The organism is Pseudomonas sp. WAC2, assembly GCF_030403525.1.
In the GTDB taxonomy this organism is placed as follows: Bacteria; Pseudomonadota; Gammaproteobacteria; order Pseudomonadales; family Pseudomonadaceae; genus Chryseomonas; species Chryseomonas luteola.
On sequence record NZ_JAUEPD010000001.1, the window covers coordinates 1 to 24,268 of the forward strand.

The window sequence follows — 24,268 nt, forward strand, 5'->3', positions numbered from 1 at the left end:
GCTTGCCGGACCTGCCGGATCAGGAAACCTGTTCTGGCAGCGGGAGGCGTATTCTACACAAACCTAAAGGCTTGTCAACTACCGCTTCCCTCTTTCCGCTTCTGCCAGACCGGAGGCCTGACCCTGACTAAACAGCTAACCCATTGATCTACAAGGCTTTTTGCTGTTCCGTTGCAGCGGAAGTGGGGCGCATTATAGGCCCCTCCGCTCACAGGTCAAGCTTTATTTTTGAGCCAAGCCGAATACATTAACGCTTTCATTTCTATTACTGCTTGCTTAAAGCCAACGAATACAGCATGGGCCACAATGGCGTGACCTATATTCAACTCATTAATACCTGGGATTGACGCTATTGGCTCTACATTATGGTAATGAAGGCCATGACCTGCATTCACTATTAACCCGTTAGATAAACCCGCCTCAACACCGTCTTTAATACGCTCAAGTTCAAGGGTTTGACTTTTTTCGCTCGCTGCATCCGCATACTTTCCTGTATGAAGTTCAATGGCAGGAGCGCCAGCTCTCGCGGCGGCCTCTATTTGCTGCTGATCGGGATCGATAAAAAGTGATACCTGACAACCTGCCGACGCAAGCCTAGCGATAGCTTCCCTTATCCGATGTTCTTGTCCTAGAACATCCAAGCCACCCTCTGTTGTCAATTCTTCCCGTTTTTCAGGTACAAGGCAGACATGCTCCGGCCTAACATCGCAGGCCAAATCCAGCATCGCCGGAGTCATTGCGATCTCAAGATTCATGCGCGTCTGAAGGGCTGCCTTGAAGAGGCGAACGTCTCGCTCCTGAATATGCCTACGGTCTTCACGTAAATGCAGTGTAATTCCATCTGCACCGGCCTCCTCTGCATCAAGCGCTGCCTTAAGAGGATCGGGATAACGTGTACCGCGCGCCTGGCGCAAAGTTGCTACATGATCAATGTTGACGCCTAATAAAAGTCGGCTAGCAAACATCGCATTCAACTCTCACTTAAGAAACAATTCACGGCTAATAAGTGGCTTGCCATTAAGCAGCGGAGCATAAGCCTGGCGCATGAGTCGTTTAGCTGATTTAAGGACACCCGCATCATTCCAGTCAGCGCCTGACAAGGCCAGCAGCTCACTTCCTTGGAATGCACCAGGCTGATAAACAGGTATACATTCAAGGCCTTCATCTGGAACAAAACGATAGATGTTTTTGGGATCTATAGCGTTGCCGCGACTATCCACTTCTAATGAAAAGCCGTAACCCAGCTCATCGAGAAACGTCCACTCGAAGTTCCTTAGCGGAGGTTCTACATCTGCATGATTACTCAATGCACGCAAGGTATTTGCATATTGATGGAAGATCGCCGGGTGCGGCTCTTCTGGCAAAAGAAGACGTACGATGAGTTCATTGAGATAAAGGCCACTAAACAGAGCATCTCCGCTCAGAAGAAAGGGAGGAGCCAAAGGCTCCATGCGATGAACTGTTTTTAATTCAGTACGTCCCCGGAACTGCCCTTCAAATATCTGAAACAGCCGAACAACACTGCCAGACTTTCCACGAGCGCCTCGATAGACTGCTCGAAACCTCCCACGCAGTGAAAAAAAGTCTACGAGCGTGCTACTTTCCCTAAAGGGCCGCGCATGAAGAACGAAGACTTTCTCAGGTTCTTGCATCAAAGATCTGCGTATCCCAAAGAGCGGAGTGCGCGCTCATCGTCTGACCAGCCGCTTTTTACCTTAACCCAAAGGTTCAACATGACCTTCGAATCAAAGAGGGTCTCCATATCTTTCCGAGCATCCTGACCAATCCGCTTGATTCGCTCACCTGCATTTCCGATGAGTATCTTTTTCTGTCCATCACGCTCTACCAGAATCAGCGCATGGATGTGCAACACATTCCCTTGCTGTTTGAACTCCTCAATTTCAACCGTGACCTGATAGGGAAGTTCAGCACCCAGCTGACGCATAATTTTTTCACGTACGAGCTCTGCAGCCAGAAAACGACTACTACGATCAGTAAGCTGATCCTCAGGAAAGAAGTGGTCTCCCTCAGGCAGCCGATCCGCTACAAGCTTCTCGAGGGAATCCAGATTCACACCATTTTGCGCAGAGATAGGGATAACCTCTGCTTCAGGCAACTGCTCGGATAGCCACTTCAACTGAGGTAGAAGCTCTGCTTTATCTTCCATGCGGTCCGTTTTGTTAACCGCCACAATCACCGGACATTTGACATGGCGGACTCGTTCTAGAACGAACGCATCCTCTTCTGTCCAGCGCATGCGATCTACCACAAAGATAACTACATCTACATCTTTGAGGGCTGCGGATGCGGTCTTATTCATATAGCGATTGAGAGCTTTTTGATTCTCTTTGTGAATACCAGGCGTATCGACATAAACAGCCTGAACATCCCCTTCTGTCTTAATACCCAACAACGTATGACGTGTCGTTTGGGGCTTTCGAGAGGTGATAGCAAGCTTCTGCCCTAAAATATGATTCAGCAGAGTAGATTTGCCCACGTTAGGACGCCCAACGATAGCTACGTATCCACAACGGGATACCGGGTCAGTCATGGCCATTCTCTACTCCTAAAGCAATCAACGCGGCTGTTGCAGCCATTTGTTCTGCGATGCGGCGACTGGGCCCTTGGCCACTGGTTTTTTCGCTTAGCATCGATATGTCGCACTCGACGAAAAAGACGCGACAATGTGGCTCGCCTTCGATCGCGACCACTTCATACTTTGGCAACTCACATCCCCGCGCTTGCAGATGCTCCTGAAGGCGTGTTTTGGGATCCTTGTTCGTATCGACTGGCGTAAGCTCACGAAGTTGCGGCCCTAGCCAAGCCATGATCCGATCTCTGGCCGCTTCCATCCCAGCATCCAGATAGATAGCGCCAATCAGAGCCTCCATCGCATCTGCCAGAATAGACTCGCGGCGAAAGCCGCCACTTTTCAACTCGCCCGAGCCTAGCCGGAGATAATCTCCAATCTCAAAACTACGGGCCAGGACAGCCAAGGTCTCTCCCTTTACCAATCTTGCGCGCAGGCGAGAAAGCTGGCCTTCACGGGCCTGAGGGAAATGTTGATAGAGCGCTTCGCCAATCACAAAGTTAAGAATAGCGTCTCCTAGAAACTCAAGACGCTCATTATTCTTACTGGCAAAACTGCGATGAGTGAGAGCCAGGACCATTTGGTCCTGGTCTTTGAAGGTGTAACCGAGCCGGCGCTCGAGACGATCTAAGGGTGGGTTCACGGGATACTTATACGGAAGTCGCGTTCAAAATGAACCACTAAATCAATATTACGGATTAGAGGTTCACGCTTTTCATAATCCAGATGGATAAGGAATCTATTGTCCTCAGTCTTCACCTGCATGGCTTTATCAAGGTCAATATCATTAATGCTATTAACCTGCATGCCCTTGCTTACATACGAATACACATCGGGCACGCTATGAATGTTCATCGCTCTCTCACTTTCTATAGAGGTGATGACTTTGGTCATCGCCTGATAATCCAGATAATGAGGAATAAGTTTAAAGGCTGTGCTTGCCAAGAAAGCAATAATGCACAGCATTAGCAGCCAGCCTATGAAGGAAAGTCCCTTTTGCCTGTGCGACATAGACATGACGCATTTCCTATTTAATGAATGATCCCTACACGGGAAAAGTTAGGTAAATTTTTGACCTTTGGGTCAGGCCAGCTCATCCAGACAGCGAAGGCTTTGCCAACAATATTTTTATCGGGAACCATGCCAAGCAGTTCGTGTGGAATGCCAGGGTCGCTCCAGTAACGACTGTCATTGGAGTTATCCCGGTTGTCCCCCATCATGAAATAATGATCAGCCGGTATAACCCACTGACTATCCGCCGGCAGGTTATAACGAGTCATCTCCTCACGAATGATATGCTCTACTTCGCCTAATTTCTCTTTGTATAGCTTTGCACTACCCAAAGAGCCAGGCTCCTCTCCGATCAGTTGCTTTGAGACCAATTGACCGTTCACAAAAAGCTGCTTCTCTGGAGTATAGCGAATGGTGTCGCCAGGCAAGCCTACAACACGCTTGATGTAATTAACGGAGGGGTCGCTGGGATAGCGAAATACCATGACATCACCACGCTGCGGGTCTCCAACCGGGATGATCTTAGTATCGATAACCGGCAAACGGATTCCATAGGCGAACTTGTTTACCAAAATGAAATCGCCCACTTCCAATGTGGGCTTCATTGAGCCCGAAGGAATCTGGAAAGGCTCCACCAGAAACGACCGCAGAACCAAAACGATGGCGAGTACAGGAAAGAACGACTTCCCATACTCGACCAAGAGTGGCTCCTTCCTCAAATTATCCAAAGCAACTGGATCGGGCTCGGTAACCTGCCCTTCGTATGTCGCAATTCTTGTACGCCGGCGTGGCGCCAGAAAGACCAAATCAAACAGTGCCAAACCGCCACACACTGCGACAGCGATAACCAAAAGCAAAGGAAAATTGAATGACATATTCTCAGCTATCCACTTTGAGTACAGCCAGGAAGGCTTCTTGTGGAATTTCCACACTACCAACCTGCTTCATCCGCTTCTTACCCGCTTTCTGCTTCTCCAGCAGCTTACGCTTACGGGATACGTCTCCACCGTAACACTTGGCCAATACGTTCTTACGTAATGCCTTTACGGTTGTCCGCGCTACGATCTGTCCACCAATAGCCGCCTGGATCGCCACATCAAACATCTGACGTGGAATCAGCTCCTTCATTTTCTCTGTCAGAGCTCGACCTTTGTGGTGAGCCTTGTCTCGGTGAACGATCAATGCCAGCGCATCGACTTTCTCACCATTGATAAGGACATCAAGCTTGACCAGATTAGAAGCCTCGAAGCGATCAAAACTGTAATCCAGCGAAGCATACCCACGACTAACGGACTTGAGTCGATCGAAAAAGTCCAGAACAACTTCATTCATAGGCAGATCATAACTAACCTGAACCTGGCTGCTGAGGAACTGCATGTCCCGCTGCACACCACGCTTCTCAATACACAGGGTTATGACGTTGCCCAAGTGCTCTTGAGGCACAAGAATATTGGCCCGCACGATCGGTTCGCGCATTTCTGCAATCGACGCAAGATCAGGCAGCTTTGAGGGGTTGTCTACGTATACGATTTCGCCATTCTTATGCACAACTTCAAACACTACAGTCGGTGCAGTCGTGATCAGATCCAGATCGTATTCGCGCTCCAAACGCTCCTGGATAATCTCCATATGGAGCATACCGAGGAAACCGCAGCGAAAGCCAAAGCCCAGTGCCTCTGAGCTTTCAGGCTCGTACTGCAAAGACGCATCGTTCAAAGTCAGCTTCTGCAGCGCTTCGCGGAAGTCTTCAAAATCATCCGAACTGACCGGAAAGAGGCCTGCATAGACCTGAGGTTTGACCTTTTGGAAGCCCGGCAGCATGGCTACGTCTGGCGTGCTGGAAAGCGTCAGCGTATCACCTACCGGCGCCCCCAGGATCTCCTTGATACCAGCGATAATGAAACCTACCTCACCGGCCTTAAGATCCTGCATTTCGGTATGCTTAGGCGTAAAGACCCCAACACTGTCCACCTGATGTACTTTGCCGGTAGACTTCACCAGAATCTTGTCGCCTTTTTTCACACGTCCATGCTTGACGCGTACTAAGGACACAACACCTAGGTAATTGTCGAACCAGGAATCAATGATCAATGCTTGTAGAGGCGCCTCGATATTGCCTTCAGGAGCAGGGATCACCTTGACCAGTCGCTCCAGGACATCGACAACACCCATGCCACTCTTGGCTGAGCAGGGAACCGCGTCAGTGGCATCGATACCAATGATGTGCTCAATCTCTGCCTTAACGCGCTCTGGCTCGGACTGAGGCAGGTCCATCTTGTTGAGCACAGGCATGACTTCAAGACCCTGCTCAATCGCTGTATAGCAGTTGGCTACGGACTGAGCCTCAACGCCCTGAGCAGCATCAACAACGAGCAAAGCGCCCTCACAGGCAGCCAGAGAGCGGCTTACTTCATAGGTGAAGTCGACATGCCCAGGGGTATCGATAAAGTTGAGCTGGTACGTTTTACCATCCTGCGCCTTGTAGTGCAGCGTCACGCTGTGGGCTTTAATGGTAATTCCGCGCTCGCGCTCGAGGTCCATGGAGTCCAGCACCTGGGCTTCCATTTCGCGGTCGGACAGGCCGCCACACATTTGAATAAAGCGGTCGGCTAGCGTCGACTTGCCATGGTCAATGTGGGCAATGATGGAAAAGTTACGGATATGACTTAGGTCACTCACGGATCAACACTCGAAAGGCCAGCAGCGGAATGCCCGCTGGAAAAAATAGCCTGGGAGTTTACCCGATACTATGGAAACCCGTCACGTACGGACTTACATAAGGTAAAAAGGCGAGGTGTTTCCACCTCGCCTCATAGGCCTTACTTGGGCAGCCTGAAGGTAATAAAGCTGGCTCGGCCATCACGCATGACGCGCATGGAAATAGACTTGTCGGCAGGAAGCTTCTTCATTGTGTCCTGGAATTGGCGCGCCGAGGAAACCGGCTGATTATTCAAATGAGTAATCACATCGCCCGGACGCAAGCCAATCATGGCAGCCGGTCCGTCCGTCACCTGCTTGATTACCACGCCACTTTGCAACTGAAGGCTTTTCTTCTGCTCATCAGTCAGATCCGCAACAGCAATCCCCATTCGATTACTGCTACGCTCAGCGCCGGGCTGACCTGAGGCAGCAATGGAATCATCATCGGGCATATCACCGACCTTAACGGATACGGTCTTGCGTGCGCCTTCACGCACAATATTCATTTCCGCGGTGGCATCAGGCTTCAGGTTGCCGATCAGATGAGGCAGATCTGCTGACTCAACAATCTGTTGCCCGTTAACCGATAGGATGACATCTCCCACTTTCAAGCCACTCTTGGCTGCAGGTCCGTTTTCCAAAACCTGAGCGATCAAAGCGCCGGCTGGCTTCTCCAAGCCAAAGGACTCTGCCAGGTCTTTGTCTACTTCTTGAATGACAACTCCCAACCAACCGCGTGTCACCTTACCCTCGGTACGCAACTGATTGGCCACATTCATAGCGACATCGATTGGGATAGCAAAGGAAAGCCCCATAAAGCCGCCCGAACGCGTAAATATCTGAGAGTTGATACCTACCACTTCCCCGTTCAGATTGAACAGCGGGCCACCAGAGTTGCCAGGATTGATCGCAACATCCGTCTGGATGAATGGAACGTAATTCTCGTTTGGCAAACTACGCCCCTTGGCACTTACGATACCGGCTGTCACGGAGTGGTCGAACCCGAAGGGCGAACCAATAGCCAGCACCCACTCACCGACCTTTAGCTTGTCAGAATTACCTAACTTAACGGTCGGAAGATTCTTGGCGTCAATCTTGAGGAGCGCCACATCTGTACGCGGATCAGCACCAATTAATTTGGCAGTATGATCGCTTCGGTCAGAAAGGCGCACGATGATTTCGTCCGCATCGGCTACCACATGGTTGTTGGTCAGGACATAACCATCAGCCGAGATAATAAAACCGGACCCCAACGACTGGGCTTCTCGCCGACGACTGTCCGGCCCTTGCGGCATTTGAGGAATGCTTCGCTCGAAGAATTCACGAATACCTGGCGGCAGCCCTTCGAGATCAGGCATGGACATGGCACCGCCACGGCTAGCCGGCAGGTTTTGGCGAGTACTGATATTAACAACGGCAGGGCTTGCCGACTCTACCAGCGGAGTAAAGTCTGGAAGATCCGCATGGGCCAATAGCGATACGCCTAGCGCCCATGTTGCCATCAAGGCTGCCAGGTAATGTTTAAACATTCGCATGAAATACAGCTCCCGTTCTTTCAGGGGACAGACAGTGCTAACAGTTAGCTTTTACCAAGCGATGGTGCAGTACCCACCGCATCACTACTTCAGGCAGCAGACGAACCGCCTTAAAAGAGTCACCTGACGAAATACCATAGAAAAGCTGAATGTTTCCTGATACTCCCTATGAGTATCAGGAAACATGTACTTATTAGCGGCACAGACTTAGTCGGGCCGTACGGATAACGCTATGCGCTCGGCCGTACCGGCAGGAACTTCGCCTACGACAGTAATCAACACATCCTTGTCAGATGGATTGATGCGTTTGGATACGACACTGGTAGGACCAAACTGGTTTCGACTATCGGTCATCGCTGTATGACTATCAGAGTCAACGAATACAGAAAAAGCACTTAGACCATCACTGTATAGAAGGTACTGCACAGGTCGTCCGTCCCCACCTGCCTGCCAGCTCTTCAATGATCGTACCTGCTCGAAGCCGGAGGGAAGCCAGGAAGCCGCCCATGTAGCTTGGTCTGCATGGCTCGCCTCTTCTGCTTCTGCGCCAGGAGCACAGTCACCTTTAGGATCAAGCTCAGCTGCACTTGGCGCAAGCGACGAGTAAGTAATGAACTGAAGTCTTTCCAGTGCATTACCTTTTTGATCGAATGTGGTCGATTTGAGGACCTGTCCAGTCGACTTGCTTAGCTGCATCTCATAAGCGTATCGATAGGAATCTTTGGGAATAAACGCTATGACATCTGTGGGATTGTCTGCAACGCGCGACTCTCCGAGATGCTTGAGGGTATAGCCTTTATCGATTTGATCAGGCCTCAATTTGGGAGCAAGGCTTTTTGCCACATCAACCTGATCATCTGCTGAAGTACTGCAGACAATGCGATTATTATCACGCACTACTTCATAAGAAGTGCCATCAAGCCGGTAAAGACGCTCTTTAACATCCCCATTGGAATCGACTTTTCTGGCGATATGATGTGAAGTTAGATTCCCATTGCTCTCGTAGATAAAAGAACCTTGGGAATTAACCTTGTCACTGGTTGATAGCTTGTTCAACCAATCCGTTGACTCGGCGGCTTGTACTGATTGAGCTATCAGTAACAAACCGCCTATTCCATATATAACTGGAGCAAACCGCATGCTCTTCCTTATCAGGGATTAACGAGTTTCTGCGTTAGCACCACGTGCATAAGGAAGCGCTGAACCTTCAGCACTGTTGAAAGTAGCCTGCTGTGCATGCTGACGAATGTAGCCAGGCAGCTGTGGGTTGGCCACTGCAGCCGGGTTAGCCGCCTTGGACTCAGCACTCTGAGCACTTTCTTCGCTGTAATTAGCCAATACAGCAGGACTCTGTACCTGCGGTACGCTAATAGGTGCTGGAGCCTGTTGGGCCATCTGCTCAGATACGCCTTCCTGGTTATACAGACGCACACCTGCCAATACAGCCACTGTTACAGAGGCCGCGACTGCCACTCGGCTGATCGCACTCCAGCGGCTTGCCTTGGGCTTAGCCACTGCAGCAGGTGTAGTCACCACAGGCGCCTCTTCGTTAGCCAGCGCAGCTGACACTGCAGATGCGATATCAAGCTTTGGCATGATAGGTTCGTTGCGAATGACTGCACGAGCCATTGCATAACGGGACCAAGTAGCACGGAGTTCAGGGTCCTCGCTTGTCGCCGCGAGTACACGTCTGACTTCCAGTTCGTCCGCTTCGTTATCCATAACAGCGGACAGTGATTCCAGCAGAGCTTCACGATTCATATCAACCTCTCTCATAGCTGTCGCCGCTGTCTCATGCTTCCCGCAACAAAGGTTGCAGGGCTTTATCGATGGCTTCCCGCGCACGGAATATGCGCGAGCGTACTGTACCTACTGGACACTGCATCACATTTGCAATGTCCTCGTAACTAAGACCTTCAAATTCACGCAAAGTTAGCGCGGTTCTTAAATCTTCTGGCAATTGCTGAATAGTGCGATGAACGGTACTTTCAATTTCGTCCCGCAACAACGACCGCTCAGGCGACTCGATATCCTTTAAAGCATGGTCGCCTTCATAGAACTCAGCATCTTCTGCGCTTACGTCGCTGTCCGGTGGACGACGACCACGAGCAACCAGATGATTTTTTGCTGTGTTTATCGCAATGCGGTATAGCCAGGTATAGAACGCACTATCACCACGAAAATTCCCTAGCGCGCGATAGGCTTTGATAAAAGCTTCTTGCGCTACGTCTTGCGCTTCCTGGGTGTCGTGCACGAAGCGCACGATCAACCCTAAAATCTTGTGCTGGTATTTCAGCACCAGGAGATCAAATGCACGCTTATCGCCTCGCTGCACGCGTTCGACAAGCTGCTGATCCTGTTCCTGGGTTTGCATGGGAGCTCCTTGTTGATTCCGAAGGAGACCCGCTTCACCCTTCTCATCCTGTTGTTTGGATAGACCAGGGTGCTGCGTAAAAGTTCTCCCCACGGCAGATATCGGGCGAACCTTGTCTTCGATTCGCTGATCGGTAAGCCGGTCTTCCGCCGACATCCGCTGATAGCTATTAGCAGTCATTCCACTATTCATTCTCTCGGCCACTTTTTACTGTCCGTGTGGAAAATTATCCTCACATGGACGGCCCCGGGCCCTATAAAGTTCCTTCCTCCATAGAATGACATCGCCATTACGCTAGTTAATCGTATAGCTAAACCAACAAAAAGAGACGATATATGGGCCAACACATCGATCATGATGTTCTGATCATCGGCAGCGGCGCTGCTGGCCTCACCCTGGCACTAACCTTACCCTCGCACCTTCGGATCGCAGTTCTCAGCAAAGGCAACCTTTCCAATGGTTCAACCTACTGGGCACAGGGTGGCGTAGCCGCTGTGCTGGATGAGGACGACACCATAGACTCCCACGTCAAGGATACATTGATAGCGGGTGCTGGATTATGCAACGAACAGACTGTTCGTTTCACGGTGGAAAGAAGCCGTGAGGCCATGGAATGGCTAATCGACTTAGGCGTTCCTTTTACTCGAAGCGAAGGAGACGCACAGAAAAGGTTTCCTCTTCATCTTACCCGTGAAGGTGGCCACAGCCATAGGCGGATCATCCACGCTGCCGACGCAACTGGCGCTGCAATATTCGATACGCTACTGGCTGCCGCTAAGGAACGGCCTAATATTCATCTGCTTTCACAACAGGTTGCGGTCGATCTGATTACAGGCATCAAGATCGGACTAAAAAACAACCGCTGCCTAGGTGCATACGTACTTGACCGAAACACCGGTGAAGTTGATACATACGGTGCACGCTTCACAGTCTTAGCGACCGGTGGAGCAAGCAAGGTGTACCTGTACAGCAGCAACCAAGAAAGCGCCTGCGGTGACGGCATTGCCATGGCATGGCGAGCCGGCTGCCGTATAGGCAATATGGAATTCAATCAATTTCACCCTACCTGCCTTTATCATCCGCAGGCCCGCAACTTTTTGATTACGGAAGCATTGCGAGGCGAAGGGGCTCTTCTGAAGCTGCCAAACGGTGAGCGGTTCATGCCGCGCTTTGACGAGAGAGCCGAACTGGCGCCACGCGATATCGTAGCCCGGGCGATCGACCATGAGATGAAGCGACTTGGCATTCCTTATGTCCATCTCGATATTAGCCATAAGCCGGCCGACTTCATTACTGCACACTTTCCTACGGTCTATGAGCGATGCCTGAGCCTGGGCTTCGATATTCGCCACGAGCCAATCCCTGTCGTACCGGCTGCTCACTATACCTGCGGCGGGGTATGCGTAGATGAAAATGGAAGTACTGACCTGCCGGGGCTCTATGCCGTCGGAGAAACCAGCTTTACGGGATTGCATGGTGCCAATCGAATGGCCAGCAACTCACTACTCGAATGCTTCGTTTATGCGCGCTCAGCGGCCAGGCATATCGAGAGTCAACTCGACAAGACAGAGCACCCTCCCCACCTTCCCAACTGGGATGCCAGCCAGGTAACCGATTCGGATGAGGATGTCATTATTACACACAACTGGGAGGAGCTGCGCCGCTTCATGTGGAACTATGTAGGCATCGTCCGAACCGACAAACGATTGCAACGCGCCTACAACCGCATACAGCTTTTAATGAAAGAAATAGATGACTTCTACAGCAATTACAAAGTAAGCCGTGATCTGATTGAGCTTAGAAATCTTGCCCAAGTAGCAGAGTTGATTGTCCGCTCCGCCATGGCGCGCAAGGAAAGCCGTGGCCTGCACTACACACTGGATTATCCCAGGCCGTGCAATCAGGTACAGGATACTATTCTGGTGCCGCCCAACGTCGCTGCGCAAACCTGAGCCTGACCCGCAGACGCCGGTGAGCATCCGGCGTCATGGCATCGGACGGGATACAAACTGCCCGGGTCCACTTTTCATCTACACGCCGATATCGCAACACGATAATAAGCGGCAGCGCCATGCTATCCCGGCATAGCTGAACAGGGTGCCACCCCTGCCCTGGAGACCAGAGTTGCCATCCGCTCTCATCATGTTTCAGGCGGCGCGGCTCATTTGGCCGATGCAACAATATGGCGCCCGGAATTACCCAGGCAGCATGGGCGACACACATGAGAGTGCCCATGATGGCCGCCCATGTCGGAATGTTGGCCATAAATAACGAGACGAAGGCCAACAGCAAGGTCGCACAATAGACACAAACTAATTGTCGAGAGTGCTGCCAGTGGCATTCAAACGGCTCAATCCGGTTGGACACGATCCAGAATCATCCGAACGATATACTTTAGGTCTGGATCTTCAGGCTCGCCCCGCTGCATAAACCAGACGAACATGTCCTGATCTTCACAGTCGAGGAGTTTTTTGTAGCGGTCTTGATCCTGCAGGCTCAGTGAAGGGTAAACTTCCTGAACGAAAGGTACCAGCAACACGTCCAGTTCAAGCATGCCGCGACGGCTGTGCCAGAAAAGTCGCTTGAGTTCGGTTTCGTCTGTCATGGTGGCTCCTCAAAGTTGGGCGCATTATAGGCGAGTTCATCAGATTGCTCAGCTCTACCTGCAGGAAGGCATCTTGTTGTTATCGCAACTGACAAGAACACGCCTGCGTTCTATGATGAGCGTTCATTCTCTTGCCGTTGATGCTCTATGGCTGACTCCTTATATTTTTGCGCACTGTCTCATGAAGGCATCCTGGCGATTCGCGGAGCGGACGCGGGAAAATTCCTGCAAGGCCAAGTGACTTGCAACATCAATTATCTCAATGCAGAAACATCCAGCCTGGGTGCTCGCTGTACGCCTAAGGGAAGAATGGTTTCGAGCTTTCGCATCGTGCAAATCCAGGAAGGATACCTGCTGGCGATGGCGAAGGAATTAGTAGAGCCGCAGTTGACGGACCTAAAGAAATACGCAGTGTTTTCTAAGTCGACGTTGGCAGACGAAAGTGCTGAATGGGTGCGATTCGGCGCCAGCGTTGAGACAGCACAGAAAGCACTGCCGTCATTGACTCTTCCCGAACAGGTTAATGGTGTTGCTCATTTTAACGGCATGCTGGCGATACGTCTGAGTGGACAGCGTATCGAAATCTGGACTCCTAGCGCGCTTGCAGAGTCCTTCCATCAGCAATTAAGCAGCATAGCGTCTGAGGTCGCCCTAGAGCACTGGCTGCTGGGCCAGATACGCGAGGGAATCGGACAGGTATTCGGCCCCACCCGCGAGCTGTTCATTCCTCAAATGATCAACCTGCAGGCCGTGGATGGCGTCAGCTTCAAGAAAGGCTGCTATACCGGTCAGGAAATCGTCGCACGCATGCAATATCTTGGGCGACTGAAGCGCCGACTCTATCGCCTAAAGGTAGACGCTGATGCACCAGCGCCTGGCACCGAGCTGTTTTCTCCGGTGCATAATAGCAGCGTGGGAGAAGTGGTATTGGCTGCGCGGGATGAAGGTAGAACAGAGTTTCTGGCTGTTTTACAAATCGATGCGAAAGAGGATGGCCGCATTCATCTCGCGTCTAACGAGGGCCCCGTGTGCGAGCTCTTGGATCTGCCTTATGTAATCGATACGGATCGCGAAATTCAACGCTGACGTATCAGACGAATGCTTTTCGAGGGATAAAGAATGATCATGCTTGCCGAACAGGTAGCTCAAGAGCTCAACGAGGCCATTGAAAACGATCAGCTGGTTCTGCCAACGTTACCTGAAGTGGCCCTGCGTGTTCGCGAGGCAGCCGAGGACCCGGATGTCACAAGCGCTGACATGGGCAAGCTCATCGGCAACGATACGGCATTGACGGCGCGAATCATTAAGGTAGTAAACAGTCCGCTGCTCAGAATTAGCAACGAGATCACGGATCTTCACACCGCTATCAATCGGCTAGGTATCAACTACACCTGCAATCTTGCAATCGGACTTGCAATGGAGCAGATGTTCCAAGCTACTACCGACGCGGTTGATCATAAGATGCGTGAGGTATGGGCTAAAAGTACGGAAATCGCGGGCATCAGCTATGTTCTGTGCAAGCACTTCACTCGCCTTTCTCCCGATCAGGCTGCACTGGCGGGCCTGGTGCATCAGATCGGTGTGCTACCCATCCTGACGTATGCCGAAGAACACAGCTCACTGCTGGCCAACTCGCTGACACTGGATCGTGTAATCGAGGAAATCCATCCCAAGATAGGGCACCGGATTCTGAAAGCCTGGGATTTCCAGGAGTCCGTTGCCAACGTGCCTCAGGATTATCTGGACTTCGAGCGCAATACGCCCAACGTGGATTATGCCGACATTGTTCAGGTTGCTTACCTGCAGAGCCTTAGCGGCACGGAGCATCCCTTGACTAAAATGGACTGGACGCCTATCGCTTCCTTCAGAAAGCTGGGGCTGGATCCTTCTACCGACATCAAGGCCGATGAGGATCTAGGGGAAGCACTGGAACAGTCCAAGCACTTCCTTCAATAGGCCGTCCAATCGATATTGGGGATCACGCGCTCGTCAGGGAATACAACCCTTACACGCAGCCCTCCCGCCGCGCCATCATGCAAGGTTATAGCAGCCTGATGGGCGCGGCAGATCTCTCCTACGATAGCCAATCCCAACCCGGCACCGCCCCGCTGGGGATCTAGCCGGTGGAAGCGCTCGAAAACGTGCGCTCGCGCATCGGCAGGAATACCCGGGCCATCATCCTCGACCTCAAGAATACAAGGTGTGAGCACCCGGATAATGACCGTACCATTTTCAGGCGTGTGAGCCAGTGCGTTATCAATAAGGTTGGATAACAACTCATTGAGCAAGGTTGGCTCGCCCTTTACCCATACCTCAGCTTCCGCTTCCAGCTCCAACGAAACACCTCGCTTATAGGCCAACGGCGCAAGCGCAAGACCAAGATCTCTGGCCAAGGCTCCCAATTCGATGCGCTCTGCTCCACCTTCGGCAATGGCCTGTGCCCCGCTTTCAATTCTTGCCAGGGACAGGAGCTGATTGGCGAGATGAGCCAAACGGTCTGTATTGCGCTGGGCATCAAGCAGGGTTGCATGCCATTGCTGCGGGCTCTGCTCACGAACACCCAGCTCAAGGCGAGCCTTTAGCGCGGCCAGTGGTGTACGTAATTCATGGGCGGCGTCGGCAATGAACTGAGCCTGACGCTCGAAGAGTCCTCTCAGCCTGGCTGTAAACTGGTTCAAGGCACTTACCAAGGGAAACAGTTCACGCTGAATTACCACTCTGGGCAGCGGACGCAAATCGTCCGCCTGACGCTCCTCAACCGCAGCCCTTAATCGCTCAAGCGGCTGAAGCGCTACGCTTACAACCCACCAAACCAGCAGCAAAGCTCCCACGGAAAGAAGGCAGAGCCGCAACAAGGTATCAACCAGCAGGCTACGCGCCATGTTTTCACGAGCTTGCTCTGTCTCCGCTACCCGTATTTCAGCCATGCCGTTCATATTGGTTTCACTGACCGGCTGCATCAAACTGACAACCCGTACACCTTGCCCCCGGTACTGTCCGTCATAGAAACGCGCCAAGGCAGGATAGTCCTGAGTCAGCGGCGTATCCGGAGGCGGTGGCGGAAGATTTTCGTACCCGGAGGTCAGATGCCCTTCGATGTCGAGCACCTGATAATAGATTCGGCCGGCACTGTCATAAGCAAAGGTATCTAGCGCGACATAGGGCACATCGGCCCTCAGGGTACCGTCCTCTGCAGACAGCCCGGCTGCAATGGTTCGGGCTGATGCTAAAAGCGTCCTGTCATAGGCGGTGTCGGCAACCTGGCGACCATTGATATAGGCGCTAAGGCTGCTCACGATCAATAACAAGGCCAGCAAAACAGCCAGACGACCAAGCAATCGACCCCGCAGACTGCCCTCGATGATAACGCTGCTATTAGCTTCAGAACTTTCCGGGCTTACCCTCACGCCTTCCCTGCGCTCAAGCACCTGAAAACTCCAACAAGTAGCCCAGCCCTCTAAAGGTCACGATACGAACAGCACTGGCCTCAAGCTTCTTGCGCAAACGATGTACATAGATTTCGATGGCTTCAGGGCTGGCTTCTTCATCCAGACCAAAGACCTGGGAAGCCAGTTGTTCCTTGCTCATCACCCGACCGGGTCGGGCAATCAGAATGCCAAGCACTGCCTGCTCGCGCGACGTCAGGGTCAAGGGTTCATTATCAAGCGTGAAGCGTCGGGTGTTGAGGTCATAGACGAGCGGGCCGCAGCGCTGTTGGCGCTCGCCGCCCAACACACTGCGTCGAAGCAGCGCCTTGACTCGAGCTTCAAGCTCGGTAAGTTCGAAGGGTTTAGCCAGGTAATCGTCAGCCCCTAGGTTAAGCCCCTGAACCCGATCCTTCACTTCCCCGCGCGCCGTCAGCATCAATACCGGCAAACGGTTACCCCGCTCACGAAGACGGGCCAGGATTTCGAAGCCATCCATTCGCGGCAACCCGACATCCAGAATGGCCAATGCGTATTCCTCACTTGCCAGTGCCAGGTCAGCAGCGACACCGTCATTGATGACGTCAACAGTCCAACCTTCTCCCTTCAGCGCCTGCGCCACACTTTCAGCCAGTGACAGATGATCTTCGACGAGCAGGATACGCACTCGATTCTCCGAAATCGTGTTAGGTCTTCTCAGTGTACCTAGAGCGACTGATAAATGGTCTAGATCCTTTCAGATTGAAAGCTTCGTGAAAGCTTGTGCCACTACGATCAGGTTAATAAGCCTTATACGCACCAAAGGCCCTACAAAAACAACAATACGGAATCCCATTATGCAGACCCGTCGCGTACTCGCCTCGTCGAAAACTCTTCCGCCCTCCCCTGTTTACGCACTTCGCCAGCCGCCAGGCTCGCTACCTGTCTACTTATCAGTTTTTAACTGACGCAAGATTGCTTTAGCAATGGAATCACGCTGCTCCGTTGCCGTTCCGCACTATAAAAACAAAGGAGATAACCATGGCCCTATCCCTACGCCCCCTGGCAATCGCTGCTGTTGCAGCAATGCTCTCTACACAGCTGCAAGCTGAACCCAAACGCCCTGAATGTATTGCACCAGCCTCTCCAGGCGGTGGTTTCGACCTGACCTGCAAACTTGCCCAGAGCGCGCTGGTAAACACCAAGCTGCTAGAAAAACCTATGCGGGTTACCTACATGCCAGGAGGTGTAGGCGCAGTGGCTTACAATACCGTCGTGGCACAACGCCCCAAGGAAGGCGGAACGATCGTTGCGTTCTCAAGCGGCTCCCTGCTCAACCTGGCACAGGGCAAGTTTGGCCGCTTCGATGAAAAGGCCGTTAAATGGCTGGCAGCGGTAGGAACCAGTTACGGTGCCATCGCCGTAAAGAATGATTCCCCCTACAAGACCCTTGGCGATCTGGTCGAAGCGCTTAAAAAGGATCCAGGCAAAGTGGTCATTGGCTCTGGCGGAACCGTCGGTAGCCAGGACTGGATGCAGACCGCCCTCGTTGCCAAGGCCGCGGGTATCAATCCGCGTGACCTCCGCTATGTCTCACTGGAAGGCGGTGGCGAGATCGCAACGGCTCTGCTGGGTGGGCATATCCAAGTAGGCAGTACGGATATTTCTGACTCCATGCCTCACATCGAGAGCGGTGATATGAGAATCCTGGCGGTTTTTTCCGAAAACCGTTTGGATGAGCCTGCCATGGCCAACATCCCCACCGCTCGCGAGCAGGGGTACGACATCGTATGGCCTGTAGTGCGCGGCTATTACCTCGGCCCGAAAGTCAGTGATGAAGACTATAACTGGTGGAAAGCCTCCTTCGACAAACTGCTGGCTTCGGATGACTTTGCCAAACTACGCGACCAGCGTGAGCTTTTCCCATTTGCTATGACTGGCAGTGAGCTAGATGCCTACGTACAGAAAGAAGTTGCCAAGTACCGGGGCATGGCCAAAGAGTTTGGCCTGATCCAATAACGCTACCTGACGCTCCGCGCAGGCGGAGCGTCCGAGGGAAATGCCATGCTTTTTCAACGTCTCTTTCTGGGCGTCTGGCTAATTGCCGGCCTGGTCATGATGTACCTTGCTCTGGATTATCAGGCACCGTTCTCTTACGAGCCGGTCGGCCCCCGCGCCTACCCCATGTTGATGCTGGGACTGATGTCAGCAGGGCTGGCTTACCTTCTGATCAAGCCTACGCCAATTGATCACGCCCATGACGAACAACCCATGGATGCACCGACTGCGCGCAAGGTAGTCAGCTGCGTTCTGCTGCTACTGGCTTACGCCCTGCTGTTCGAGCCATTCGGCTTTGTTCCCAGCAGCATCGTTGCAGGCTTTCTGTTTGCTCGACTCTATGGCGGGCGCTGGTTGCCCAGCCTCGTGACCAGCATTGTCATGTCCATCTGCCTATACATCCTGTTCGATCGCATTCTGGACGTTCCACTGCCCTTGGGCATCCTAGACGGCCTGGAGATCTAAGATGGAAACCCTGAATTTTCTTGCCCAAGGCTTTGGTGTTGCCTTAACGCCTACCAACCTTATTATCGCCCTGATCGGTACGCTGATCGGAACCGTGGTTGGCCTGCTCCCAGGCTTAGGCCCTATCAACGGGGTGGCCCTGTTGATCCCGGTAGCGTTTGCACTAGGTCTGCCGCCTGAATCCGCTTTGATTCTTTTGGCAGCGGTTTACCTTGGCTGTGAATACGGCGGACGTATTTCGTCGATTCTACTGAACATCCCGGGCGAAGCATCAACGCTCATGACCACCCTGGACGGCTATCCACTGGCCCGTAAAGGATTGGCCGGCGTAGCCCTGTCCTTGTCGGCCTGGAGCTCCTTCATTGGCGCCTTCGTGGCGACATGCGGCATGGTACTGTTTGCCCCGCTGCTGGCTAAATGGGCAATTGCCTTTGGCCCAGCTGAATACTTCGTGCTGATGGTCTTTGCCATTGTCTGTCTGGCGGGCATGGCGGGTGACAAACCCGTCAAGACGCTGGTCGCCTCGCTGCTAGGGCTTTTCCTGGCGGCCATCGGTATTGATGCCAACAGTGGTGTTTATCGATTCACCTTTGACAGCATCCATCTGGCAGACGGCATCCAGTTTGTTGTGCTGGTCCTGGGCCTGTTTTCAGTAAGCGAGGTGTTATTGTTGCTTGAGAAAACCCACCATGGCCAGGAAGCTGTCAAGGCAACAGGTCGCATGCTGTTTAACTTCAGGGAAGCCAAGTCGGTATTTCTGACCAACCTACGCTGCGCTGTTGGCGGTTTTGTCATGGGTGTATTGCCCGGTGCGGGTGCGACACTGGCCAGTGCCTTGGCCTACATGACTGAAAAGCGCATGGCTGGTGAAAAGGGTGAGTTTGGCAAAGGAGACCTTCGCGGCCTTGCTGCGCCAGAAACCGCGATCGGTGCGTCCTGCTGTGGCGCCATGATCCCTATGCTGACACTGGGTGTTCCAGGGTCGGGAACGACAGCAGTCATGATTGGCGCCCTTACGCTGTACAACATCACTCCTGGCCCGCTTCTGTTTCAGAACGAGCCTACGCTGGTCTGGGGTCTGATCGCTTCGCTGTTCATTGCCAACGTGATGCTGCTCATCCTGAACGTACCCATGATCAAGGTTTTCACCAAGATCCTGGCCGTGCCGAACTGGGCATTGGTCCCCATCATTGCCATCATCACGTCAATTGGCGTCTATGCCGTGCATGCGACAACGTTTGACCTGATCCTCATGGTGATCATCGGAATCATTGGATACATCCTGCGCAAGCTGGACTTCCCATTGTCGCCGCTGCTGTTGGGCTTCATTCTGGGCGGCCTCATGGAGCAGAACCTGCGCCGGGCGCTTTCGATCTCCAATGGCAGCATGGACATTCTATGGTCCAGTGGCATCAGCCAAATCGTATGGCTGCTGGTCATCGTCATGTTGATCCTGCCGATAGTTCGCATCTGGCGTCGTCGCTCTCTTCGCCGTAAAGCCAACTTGGCCAACGCGTGATAAAGGCAAAAACCAAACAGTGAAGCGTTTCTGTCACACGTTGATCGTCTCGCTCCGGCCCTGGTGGATGACTCCCCTGGCCGGAGCGGCCGGAGGATACTTGGCCAGTCTCGCGCACTGGCCCCTTCCCTGGATGATCGGATCACTGCTTGGAGTTATCGCTATCCGCTGCTGTGGCTGGCTGACTCAGGAAATGCCTCACGCGCGCAAAGGAGGCCAATGGGTGATCGCCACAGGCATTGGCCTGCACTTCAACCAGACCATTGTTGAGCAAATTGCAGCGCACGCGCTGATCATTGTGCTTGGCACGGTGCTGACCGTCACCGCCAGTGTGATAGGCATTGTCTTATTACGACGCAGCGGCGAGGACCGTGCAACTGCTTTTTTTGCCAGCATGCCTGGAGGCGCCAATGAAATGGTCAATCTGGCCAAACGCAATGACGCCGTACTGGCTCGAGTGGCCGCTGCTCAGAGCCTGAGAATGGTGTTTGTGCTGTTAAGCGTTCCGGCAGCTTACAAGTATTTATTTGCTGGCGAGCATGTTCTTGTTTCGCACACTGTTGAAATCAGTTTTTCTTGGTTATTGCCCATCATGGTGGCCGGTGCCGGTCTGGCATTCATCTTTCAAAAGCTGCGACTGCCAAACGCCTGGCAATTGGGCGCTCTCCTGACCAGCATTACAGCCAGCGTGACATTCAATTTGAATATCGGCTTGCCTGCAGGAGCGGGGGACATCGGCCAGTGGCTCATTGGCAGCTCACTAGGATGCTATTTCGATCGCCCCTTCTTTCGCCAGGCGCCCGCCTTCATGGCACGCACGGTGTTGGCTACCTGCTTGGCCATCCTCATTGCCACCCCTATTGCAATGGGACTGGGCTGGTTGACCGGACTCGATGCCCGCTCGCTTTTGCTGGGGATGGTACCTGGAGGTATCGCCGAGATGAGCCTGACCGCCGAAGCATTGCATTTGCTGGTACCGCTGGTCACCGCCATGCAGGTGCTTCGGCTGCTGCTGGTTCTTTTCCTGGCACAACCGGTCTATCGGCTCTGGATGCGCCGAGCGACTGACTAGCGACTAGCCCTTGCCCAACGCCTTTTTGGGATAAATATCGTAGCGACTGGATTTGCCATCCAGACTATAACTGGGCTTCGCCCCCTCGATAGGAGGCGCCTTGCGTGGACGCTTCACCACCACGCGATGACTAGCCAACCCGAGGGCAGCCTCAAGCAAGGCTGGTGCGTCAGGATCATCACCTACCAAGGGACGAAAAATGCGCATTTCCTTTTTTACCAGCGCCGACTTATCACGATGGGGAAACATGGGATCGAGGTAGATCACTTGAGGTGCCTCATCCATCTTCCGCATCAGCTCAATGGCATTTCCCTTGAGAAGGGTCATGCGCGCCACGATAGCGCCGACTTCCTCGTCGCCTGTTGCACGCCTTAGACCGTCCTCAAGCAGAGCAGCAATCAAGGGCTGGCGCTCGATTAATGTGACCGCGCAGCCCAGCGTCGCCAGAACGAAGGCATCACGGCCAAGGCCGGCCGTGGCGTCGAGTACACTCGGACGTATGCCTGTGCCAACACCGACAGCCTTGGCAATCATCTGCCCACTGCCGCCTCCAAACCGTCGCCTATGCGCTGCTGCACCTTCCAAAAGATCAACCCGCACCGGTCCTGGCGCATCTGGGCCACGCTGAACCAGTTGAAGACCCGACTCCCCCAACTGAAGCACAAAATCCGTCTCAGGCGCTTGAGTGACAGGCAGGCCTAGCTGCAAGCCCAAGGCATCTGCCTGTCCCTGCCATGCGGCATCAAGCGGTTGGATGGAAACGGCGACAGCACTTGGATCAGTAATCATGACAAGGTCAATCAAGAAGCAAAGCCCGCATTCTGCCAGAGCGCTGCTGGATAGGCACGCTTAACGACACACATGGAAGCTCCCCATGTCGAGATGAAAGTGGTCATGGTGCGCCGCGTTGTAATTTGGAGACAGCGTCGTGTTAAAGGATTTACAGGCTCCTTCTCGAAGCAAATGTAAGAACCGTGCCTTGCTATCGTCCCCTTTCCAATCACGCGCTACGGTAATGCGCTGTCCGCTCTCCAGGCGAAAGCCAGCCAAGTCCAACGCATTGGCGGTAGCATGCTCACTACGACGGGCATTGGCACGATGATAGATATTGCGGCAGGCGAAACTTCCAAAATGCTCGACACTGACGACACGCTGCCCGAAAACGGCCTCTGCTGCTGGTTGTAACGTGTGCAGTTCAAACAAGGCGTAGGCTGTTGCTAAAGGACATGTCGCAAGGAAACTGCCGCTGAAGGCTACATTGGAGCGTTGCACCCTAACGACATTCTCCAGCGGGCACTGCTTGGTCCCGGCATTAGCAGGCATCTGGGCGTAGCGCAGCGGTGACGTCTGCAACGCCTGTGCGCATAGCTCAGGATCGTATTGCAGCCTCATCAGCTTGTATCGGGTCAGAAAATTGGGTGGCTGTCGCACATCAAGCGGCTTAAATGGATTCCATTGAGGCGGAACACGGATCCAGTCATAGGCCAGACCGATCCCGGCCACCAGAATGATCAAGCACATTAGAGCAAAGACGTAACGCATACCTGTCCTGACGGTGAGCGGTCATGACTAGCGTATATGATCTGGCTTACAGCAAGCCTAGCTGCTCGACAGGCTCAGCCATGACTGGCAATGGTGGTAGTTCCGGCAAGCGCTCCTGCAGTTGCGCATGAAAACGCATGGCGAGTTCAGGTGCATGACGGTTGTCAGGTGTATGCAGAAATATGTAAGGGGTACGCCCTTCCTTGATCCACTCTGCAAATTTATTCACCCAAGGCTCTAGATAGATATCATTGGCCTCAAGTTCCAACCGACCAATGAAGCGGATCTGTGGTGATTGGGTAAAAGCAGGAACACGGACAGGCACGCGAGGCTTTTTGGCTTGCGCGTCACGGATGACATCGGAAACCGGTTCGCTACTGAACAAGGCACGGGAATCTAGTCCGATACGCTCGACATTTCTGGCCATCAGCAAATTGTTGAGCTCACGCTCAGCCATACCCTTGCTGAAAAAATCGTCATGTCGCACCTCTACTGCTATTCGCCCTGAAGAAGGCAGTGCATCCAGAAAATCAGCCAGCTCGGCCAGTCGATTCGGACCAAAGCTTGAAGAAAACTGAAGCCAGTATGGGCTGACACGCCTCCCTAACGGGACCAGCAGTTGCATGAAGGAATGCGCATGGGATAAGCAGGCTCTTAGATCACCGTCATGGCTGATCTCGCGAGGAAACTTGGCGCAGAAGCGAAAGTGATCCGGCATCAACTCAGCCCATCTCGATACCGTCTCGACAGAGGGCTCGGCATAGAACGTGGTGTTTCCCTCTACCGCGTTAAACACCTGAGCATAGCGCGGAAGAAATTCCGAGGATCGTGTAGATGCTGGATAGAGTGAACCTCGCCAGTGAGGATCACTCCATGATGGGCAACCAATGTAATAAGGCAGCATCAAGCTTCAGACATAAAAGTCCAGGCCTACTACCTGAGCGGCCCCGGTATCTCGTGGCAGCATGGCAATGCTGTCGTAACTGGCAATGGCCCGTGCGCTACGGGCGCTGATCGGCTGTTCATAGAGAACATATTCCCGCGCTGTCAGCAGCTGAGCATCACTGGTCACTTCATCATCTGGCTGGGTTGACTCGACTCTGCGAATCAGTGGCGCAGTACCCAACCCCTGCGAGGAAACACTACCCGTAGCGGGCTGCTCACGACGGACTTCTTCCTCATTCTGTATCTCATAATACGAGCTGTCCGCCCGATTACGACCAGGACGATCTAATGAATAAGAGGAAGTGTAGCTATCGATACGCATGATTAATGCCCTTTTGCCAGTATCGCCACTGTATGAGATCGCCTGCGCTTAGCAAACTATCTCAAATACCATACGGTCGATGAAATCAGCAGTTCATCTGTTGACCTCAGTAATACACACAGTGTT

General features: G+C 52.9%; 26 protein-coding genes. 7 read left to right on the plus strand and 19 right to left on the minus strand.

Features of this window, described 5'->3' with window-relative positions; translation table 11 throughout:
- Nucleotides 1-215: 215 nt before the first annotated feature.
- The 11 genes from pdxJ to rpoE all read right to left on the minus strand — a co-directional run bounded on the left by pdxJ (nt 216) and on the right by rpoE (nt 10,210).
- Nucleotides 216-965, minus strand: a complete 750-nt coding sequence (pdxJ, locus tag QWJ10_RS00005) for a pyridoxine 5'-phosphate synthase (RefSeq protein ID WP_019366530.1) — start codon at nt 963-965, stop codon at nt 216-218.
- Between the two features lie 12 nt (nt 966-977).
- Nucleotides 978-1,652: a DNA repair protein RecO gene (gene recO, locus QWJ10_RS00010; protein ID WP_019366531.1), complete on the minus strand. Its 675-nt coding sequence runs from the start codon at nt 1,650-1,652 to the stop codon at nt 978-980.
- Nucleotides 1,652-2,551, minus strand: a complete 900-nt coding sequence (gene era / locus QWJ10_RS00015) for a GTPase Era (RefSeq protein ID WP_125888797.1) — start codon at nt 2,549-2,551, stop codon at nt 1,652-1,654. Before era ends, recO begins: the two co-directional genes overlap by 1 nt.
- Nucleotides 2,544-3,233 (minus strand): ribonuclease III, encoded by a 690-nt coding sequence (rnc, locus tag QWJ10_RS00020; RefSeq protein WP_026004039.1) that lies wholly within the window; start codon nt 3,231-3,233, stop codon nt 2,544-2,546. Before rnc ends, era begins: the two co-directional genes overlap by 8 nt.
- On the minus strand, nt 3,230-3,607 hold the full coding sequence (locus QWJ10_RS00025; protein WP_019366534.1) for a DUF4845 domain-containing protein: 378 nt from the start codon (nt 3,605-3,607) through the stop codon (nt 3,230-3,232). Before QWJ10_RS00025 ends, rnc begins: the two co-directional genes overlap by 4 nt.
- A gap of 14 nt (nt 3,608-3,621) precedes the next feature.
- Nucleotides 3,622-4,476, minus strand: coding sequence for a signal peptidase I (gene lepB / locus QWJ10_RS00030; protein WP_019366535.1), 855 nt, complete (start codon nt 4,474-4,476; stop codon nt 3,622-3,624).
- 4 nt (nt 4,477-4,480) lie between these two features.
- Entirely contained in the window at nt 4,481-6,280 is a 1,800-nt protein-coding gene (gene lepA / locus QWJ10_RS00035) for a translation elongation factor 4 (RefSeq protein ID WP_010797637.1), read from the minus strand.
- A gap of 140 nt (nt 6,281-6,420) precedes the next feature.
- Nucleotides 6,421-7,836 carry a DegQ family serine endoprotease gene (locus QWJ10_RS00040; protein ID WP_289923338.1) on the minus strand — a complete coding sequence of 472 codons (1,416 nt, stop codon included), beginning with the start codon at nt 7,834-7,836 and terminating at the stop codon, nt 6,421-6,423.
- Nucleotides 7,837-8,043: 207 nt separating this feature from the next.
- Nucleotides 8,044-8,976: a MucB/RseB C-terminal domain-containing protein gene (locus QWJ10_RS00045; protein WP_289923340.1), complete on the minus strand. Its 933-nt coding sequence runs from the start codon at nt 8,974-8,976 to the stop codon at nt 8,044-8,046.
- 18 nt (nt 8,977-8,994) lie between these two features.
- Entirely contained in the window at nt 8,995-9,597 is a 603-nt protein-coding gene (locus QWJ10_RS00050) for an RseA family anti-sigma factor (RefSeq protein WP_289923341.1), read from the minus strand.
- A 31-nt stretch (nt 9,598-9,628) separates the two neighbouring features.
- Nucleotides 9,629-10,210, minus strand: coding sequence for an RNA polymerase sigma factor RpoE (gene rpoE / locus QWJ10_RS00055; protein WP_010797633.1), 582 nt, complete (start codon nt 10,208-10,210; stop codon nt 9,629-9,631).
- 335 nt (nt 10,211-10,545) lie between these two features.
- Here rpoE and nadB point away from each other — a divergent pair, with 335 nt between their 5' ends.
- A complete protein-coding gene (gene nadB, locus QWJ10_RS00060; protein ID WP_289923343.1) occupies nt 10,546-12,162 on the plus strand; it encodes an L-aspartate oxidase in 1,617 nt (538 codons plus the stop codon).
- Here the strand turns inward: nadB and QWJ10_RS00065 are convergent.
- Both QWJ10_RS00065 and QWJ10_RS00070 read right to left on the minus strand, forming a co-directional pair.
- Nucleotides 12,125-12,577 (minus strand): protein YgfX, encoded by a 453-nt coding sequence (locus QWJ10_RS00065; protein WP_289923345.1) that lies wholly within the window; start codon nt 12,575-12,577, stop codon nt 12,125-12,127. The genes nadB and QWJ10_RS00065 overlap by 38 nt on opposite strands.
- On the minus strand, nt 12,561-12,815 hold the full coding sequence (locus tag QWJ10_RS00070; RefSeq protein WP_019366542.1) for a succinate dehydrogenase assembly factor 2: 255 nt from the start codon (nt 12,813-12,815) through the stop codon (nt 12,561-12,563). The genes QWJ10_RS00065 and QWJ10_RS00070 overlap by 17 nt, the downstream gene beginning before the upstream one ends.
- A 147-nt stretch (nt 12,816-12,962) precedes the next feature.
- Between QWJ10_RS00070 and QWJ10_RS00075 the strand changes: the two genes are divergently transcribed.
- Both QWJ10_RS00075 and QWJ10_RS00080 read left to right on the plus strand, forming a co-directional pair.
- Entirely contained in the window at nt 12,963-13,901 is a 939-nt protein-coding gene (locus tag QWJ10_RS00075; RefSeq protein WP_289923348.1) for a folate-binding protein YgfZ, read from the plus strand.
- 33 nt (nt 13,902-13,934) lie between these two features.
- Nucleotides 13,935-14,771, plus strand: coding sequence for an HDOD domain-containing protein (locus QWJ10_RS00080; RefSeq protein ID WP_197872724.1), 837 nt, complete (start codon nt 13,935-13,937; stop codon nt 14,769-14,771).
- Here QWJ10_RS00080 and QWJ10_RS00085 read toward each other — a convergent pair.
- Together QWJ10_RS00085 and QWJ10_RS00090 are read right to left on the minus strand one after the other, a co-directional pair.
- A complete protein-coding gene (locus QWJ10_RS00085) occupies nt 14,765-16,222 on the minus strand; it encodes a sensor histidine kinase (protein ID WP_289924508.1) in 1,458 nt (485 codons plus the stop codon). The genes QWJ10_RS00080 and QWJ10_RS00085 overlap by 7 nt on opposite strands.
- Nucleotides 16,223-16,235: 13 nt before the next feature.
- Nucleotides 16,236-16,907: a response regulator gene (locus tag QWJ10_RS00090; RefSeq protein ID WP_289923354.1), complete on the minus strand. Its 672-nt coding sequence runs from the start codon at nt 16,905-16,907 to the stop codon at nt 16,236-16,238.
- Between the two features lie 347 nt (nt 16,908-17,254).
- Here QWJ10_RS00090 and QWJ10_RS00095 point away from each other — a divergent pair, with 347 nt between their 5' ends.
- The 4 genes from QWJ10_RS00095 (at nt 17,255) to QWJ10_RS00110 (ending at nt 21,333) form a co-directional block, all read left to right on the plus strand.
- Nucleotides 17,255-18,238, plus strand: coding sequence for a tripartite tricarboxylate transporter substrate binding protein (locus QWJ10_RS00095; RefSeq protein ID WP_289924510.1), 984 nt, complete (start codon nt 17,255-17,257; stop codon nt 18,236-18,238).
- Between the two features lie 45 nt (nt 18,239-18,283).
- Nucleotides 18,284-18,742, plus strand: a complete 459-nt coding sequence (locus QWJ10_RS00100; protein WP_122043119.1) for a tripartite tricarboxylate transporter TctB family protein — start codon at nt 18,284-18,286, stop codon at nt 18,740-18,742.
- A gap of 1 nt (nt 18,743) precedes the next feature.
- On the plus strand, nt 18,744-20,261 hold the full coding sequence (locus QWJ10_RS00105) for a tripartite tricarboxylate transporter permease (protein WP_289923359.1): 1,518 nt from the start codon (nt 18,744-18,746) through the stop codon (nt 20,259-20,261).
- Between the two features lie 67 nt (nt 20,262-20,328).
- Entirely contained in the window at nt 20,329-21,333 is a 1,005-nt protein-coding gene (locus QWJ10_RS00110; RefSeq protein WP_150348645.1) for an AbrB family transcriptional regulator, read from the plus strand.
- A gap of 3 nt (nt 21,334-21,336) precedes the next feature.
- On the opposite strand, the gene QWJ10_RS00115 is transcribed toward QWJ10_RS00110, so the two are convergent.
- The 4 genes from QWJ10_RS00115 to QWJ10_RS00130 are packed head-to-tail and all read right to left on the minus strand — an operon-like array spanning nt 21,337 to nt 24,142.
- The gene (locus tag QWJ10_RS00115) at nt 21,337-22,122 is read right to left on the minus strand and encodes a class I SAM-dependent methyltransferase (RefSeq protein WP_010797622.1); all 786 of its coding nucleotides are present in this window, start codon (nt 22,120-22,122) and stop codon (nt 21,337-21,339) included.
- 60 nt (nt 22,123-22,182) lie between these two features.
- Nucleotides 22,183-22,875 (minus strand): extensin family protein, encoded by a 693-nt coding sequence (locus tag QWJ10_RS00120; RefSeq protein WP_289923363.1) that lies wholly within the window; start codon nt 22,873-22,875, stop codon nt 22,183-22,185.
- Between the two features lie 46 nt (nt 22,876-22,921).
- Nucleotides 22,922-23,779: a DUF72 domain-containing protein gene (locus QWJ10_RS00125; protein WP_074827587.1), complete on the minus strand. Its 858-nt coding sequence runs from the start codon at nt 23,777-23,779 to the stop codon at nt 22,922-22,924.
- A 6-nt stretch (nt 23,780-23,785) separates the two neighbouring features.
- Nucleotides 23,786-24,142, minus strand: a complete 357-nt coding sequence (locus QWJ10_RS00130) for a hypothetical protein (RefSeq protein WP_125888707.1) — start codon at nt 24,140-24,142, stop codon at nt 23,786-23,788.
- Nucleotides 24,143-24,268: the final 126 nt, after the last annotated feature.